Genomic DNA, 3932 nt, shown 5'->3' with positions numbered 1-3932 from the left:
AAAAAACACAAACCCCCCCGCGCACACGCCCCGGCCCCCCCCCCCGGGGCCCCGGCGATTCCGAGCCGGCTGCGATTGACCGCCTCTCTCGGGTACGGAATAATCAGACTCCTGGCTCCCCTCAACCAATAGCCGGCCACGCCTCTTGAGCGGTTCAGCCATAGCGCTTGCTCCCTTCCTGTCCTTCCTGATGACATGTTCTGGGCCTCTACTCGGGCACACGTACAATAGTTTTCAGAGGCTTCAAATACTCCTTTTGTTCCAGAAAAGCTGGCAAGCTCCGCAGTCCGATAGTGGTCCCAAGGAAGATATGCAGCCGCTCGCGATTGCGCTGCAGAATGGCGATGGCAGCAGGCATGACATTAGCGTAGCGGAAGATGCCGCGCACCGTAATGCCACGCAGGCTGAGGTCTAGGCCATCAAGGACCATCGCAGCCGCCTCGCCCAGGCCGATGAGGGCCAGGACTCCCCCGCGCTTGACCCACTGCTGAGCCAGGCGGAGACCACCGGCGCTCCCGGAGCACTCCAGGACTACCTCACAGGCTTCAAGCGCTGGAGGAGCTTGCTTGTATGCCTCTAGTCCGATCTGACGCGCCGTCGCAACGCGGTCCTCGCGTATGTCCACCAGGACGACATGTCCTCCGGCGCTCTCTGCCGCCAGCGCGGCCAGCACCCCAACGGGCCCGGCTCCAACGATCCCTACCTGAGTGCCCACACCAATGCGGGTTTCACGAACGGCATAAACCCCTACTGAGAGCGGCTCGGCCAGCGCTGCCTGATCGGTTGTCAGACCCGGGGCTAAATAAGTGAACTCAACCGGGTGCAGCACATATTCTTGCATGGCGCCGTCAATGGGAGGGGTGGCGAAGAAACGCACCTCCGGGCAGAGATTGTAAGCTCCCGTGCGGCAATAGCCACACTTGCCGCAAGGAATACCTGGCTCTAGGGCCACAACCGCACCCCGAGGAAAGCCCTCGACACCGGGGCCGACGGCTTCTACAATGCCTGCAGCCTCGTGACCAAGCACCATTGGCGCCCGCACGACGAAATGGCCGATGGCTCCTTCTTGATAGTAATGGACGTCTGAGCCACAGATGCCTACCGAGCGCACTGCTACGCGCACATAACCTGCAGGCGGTGCAGGAGGCTCCGGGCGCTCTTCGATTTCCAGGATGCCTCGCTCCTTGAGGACAGCGGCTAACATGAGATTCATCCTCCTCTCTATGCTGCTCTCTGATGAGCCAGCTGGCTCAGTTGGATATCCGTGCTTGCCTGTACGCCTGCACTTGCTGCCTGGCCAGTGCAGGCAGAGCACAGGTCGGGAAAAGAAAGATCTTGGCCTGCCTGCGCCAGGCTGCACTGACCTTATGGGTGCCCGGGCGTTAGAGCAGGCCGGGAGGCCCGTCAGTCCCCTTGCCGGAGTCACGAGCTGGGATGTGTGGCCAGATAGGAGGCCGCTTGCTGCTGAGCAGCTGCGAGAGCGGCCTGGGGGCTGAGCTGGCCTGTGATGGCTTGCGTAACGGCCACCGAGACATAGTCACCGATGACGTCGAAGGAAGGTGTGATGACAAAGTGGTTGAGGTCGAGGTGTGGGGTATCCGCTTTGAAAGCCGCCAGCAAATCGGGCCTGACAAATTCCTTGAACTGAGGGTCATTGAAGGTTGATTGACGGGTCACTCCAATATATTGGCCATTTTTAGCGGCCTGAAGTTGGATCTCTGGTGAGGTGCTCCAGACCATGAACTTGATCGCGGCCTCTTTGTTGCGTGAGCCTTTGGCTAGAAACCACATCTGGGTGTCGAAACCGGGATACTGTCCAGCAGGTCCGCGCGGCGCCGGGGCAAAGCCAACTTTCTCCCCCAGGGCGCTGACCATTTCCTGGCCAAAAGCAATGTCGTCGACCAGCATGGCTGCTCGCCCCGCCTTGAAAGTTGAGGTGGTCTCGGGAAAGTCAAAGGCTGCCGAACCCGCAGGCGTGTAGTGCTTGAGGAAGAACTCGCTGTAGACCTCCAGCCCCTTGATGGCCGCGGGGTTGGTTAGGTCTGCTGCCAGCTTGCCAGCAGGAACCGGGCCGCCTGGCTGCTGGCCCTGGTAATAGTGACCTCCTTCGCCGTAGAAGAATATATTGAAGATCCAGATGTTGGCATGGACGCCACGTTTGCCACGCAGGACAACCGCAGGCATGGATGTACTATTGACCTGAGCACAGACAGCCAGCAGCTCATCGATGGTCTCGGGGACACTGGCATGGTGCTCTGCGAGAATATCCTTGCGATACATCAGAATATTGGTATCGAGCAAGGTTGGCAGGCCATAGCGCTTACCTTGCCAGACAGTAGCCTGCCAGCAGGCGGGAATGAAATCAGAGGAATTGAACTGCTTCCCCACAAGAGAGGTATCTGAGAGATAGCTGTCAAGCGGCTCTATCCATCCCGCCGTTTCCCAGCGCGGCAGCTGGCTGACACCGCCCCAGGTCACATCAAGTGAACCATCGCCAGCGGCCAGGGCTACGGAAGCTTTGTTCGTAATCTCCGTTTCGGAAATAACCTGGTAATTGACCTTGATGCCAGTCTCCTTCTCGAACTGCGGCACCAACGGCGCTAACCCCTCACCTTGCGGATTGGCATCCGCAAAGACCGTGATCTGGCTATTTCCGCCCGAGGTAGAGCCGCAGGCGGAGAGCACCAACCCTGTCCACAAAGGCACGGTTGTGAGCGCTAGACCTCCCCGTGTCAGGCGCTTGAGTAGGCCACGCCGAGTCAGTGTTTGGTCCATAAGATCCCCCTGGGTAATATGCTGAAGGCAACCAAATCTAACATATTAGAACATAGTCGCGCTAAGAAGAGCATACCCCAAGGCTGGCATTCTGTCAAGAGACTCGCTAGCTTTGCCGGCTCTTCCGCAGCTATCCGTTCCTTCGGAACGGCCTAGGAAGCGCTTTTCAATGGCGGCTGCGAAGGACAAAGAAGAGTAGTGTTGTGTTCGAATGTGTTAGAATAGGGATGTTCAGAGTGGCTATGTGCCGCGGGAGAATGAGCTAGCCCGAGTGGGCCTTGATCAGGTCCTCTCTGTCCAGACGCTACTAGATGATGACTGCTCATGAGGCGTTTTCCGGCTGGCGGCAACGCTGTTCAGGCTCTCCTGTTAGCAGTCTGGCTCTGAAGGAGGTTTGTCCAGCGAGACTGGTTTGCCCCCTGAGACCGGCAGCAAAGGCCAGATGGCGCAGGAAGCCTCAGGGCGATACCCTCTATTTGCTGCCTGTGCGGGGGACCGAGACCGGCTGGTACAAGAATCTGCGCCAGGCTCCGACCTTAGAAATGCGAGCCGGTCAGCAGGCTCTTACCACCAATGTACGCCTGATTGAGGATCAAAGCCGTGTCGCCGCCATCGTGGAGCGCTTCCGCGAGAAGTATGGGGCCAGTCAGATTCAGGCGTACTATCCGCTCATCAATGTAGCCGTCGAGGTCCCACTGCCCAGCTCACATTATGGAAAGCTCTGGTAGCACCAGAGCGAGTGAGCGCTGCTTTGGTAGGCAAACAAGCAGTCAGTGCGCCTGATCCTGTAGATAGAGATGCTTGGCCAGCAGAGGCCAGCCGTCGGGTCACCGGACCCAGAGCAGACGGCTGGCCTCGTTTGCTCTCGGGCGGTGACGGTGAGCGGGGTAGTTTGGGGACGGGTAGGCTCCTGGTGTCATCATCAGGACCAAACCCGTCACCAGGTGCACCACCAGCCGATGCGTCTAGTAGCAACTGGGGTAGCGTGAAAAGCAGGTACTCTGTCATGCTGCCAGCCTGTTATGTCAAGGCGTGAATGGCCGTGAGCAAGTTGGAGCAGATCAAGAGCACGTTGTTCGATTACTGAAATGATTCAGCCATCAGCACTATTGACAGGAGCAATTTTATACATTACCATATATTATAATAAAGTAGAT

Annotated in this window: 3 protein-coding genes; 1 reads left to right on the top strand and 2 read right to left on the bottom strand. The window is 58.2% G+C overall.

The window, feature by feature from the left end:
- Nucleotides 1–208: 208 nt before the first annotated feature.
- Both IRZ24_RS17735 and IRZ24_RS17730 read right to left on the bottom strand, forming a co-directional pair.
- Entirely contained in the window at nt 209–1204 is a 996-nt protein-coding gene (locus IRZ24_RS17735) for an alcohol dehydrogenase catalytic domain-containing protein (RefSeq protein WP_297167200.1), read from the bottom strand.
- Nucleotides 1205–1422: 218 nt separating this feature from the next.
- Entirely contained in the window at nt 1423–2775 is a 1353-nt protein-coding gene (locus tag IRZ24_RS17730; RefSeq protein ID WP_297167197.1) for a sugar ABC transporter substrate-binding protein, read from the bottom strand.
- Nucleotides 2776–3251: 476 nt separating this feature from the next.
- On the opposite strand from IRZ24_RS17730, the gene IRZ24_RS17725 reads away from it, so the two are divergent.
- Nucleotides 3252–3503, top strand: coding sequence for a hypothetical protein (locus IRZ24_RS17725; protein ID WP_297167193.1), 252 nt, complete (start codon nt 3252–3254; stop codon nt 3501–3503).
- The last annotated feature ends 429 nt before the right edge of the window (nt 3504–3932 follow it).

This window comes from Thermogemmatispora sp., from assembly GCF_019683755.1.
GTDB lineage: Bacteria > Chloroflexota > Ktedonobacteria > Ktedonobacterales > Ktedonobacteraceae > Thermogemmatispora.
This window is presented reverse-complemented; position numbering and strand designations above follow the sequence as displayed.

Excerpts from the sequence above, each read along its gene's own strand:
- IRZ24_RS17735 (WP_297167200.1), bottom strand. The coding sequence starts at position 1,204 with ATGTTAGCCGCTGTCCTCAAGGAGCGAGGCATCCTGGAAATCGAAGAG.
- IRZ24_RS17730 (WP_297167197.1), bottom strand. The coding sequence starts at position 2,775 with ATGGACCAAACACTGACTCGGCGTGGCCTACTCAAGCGCCTGACACGG.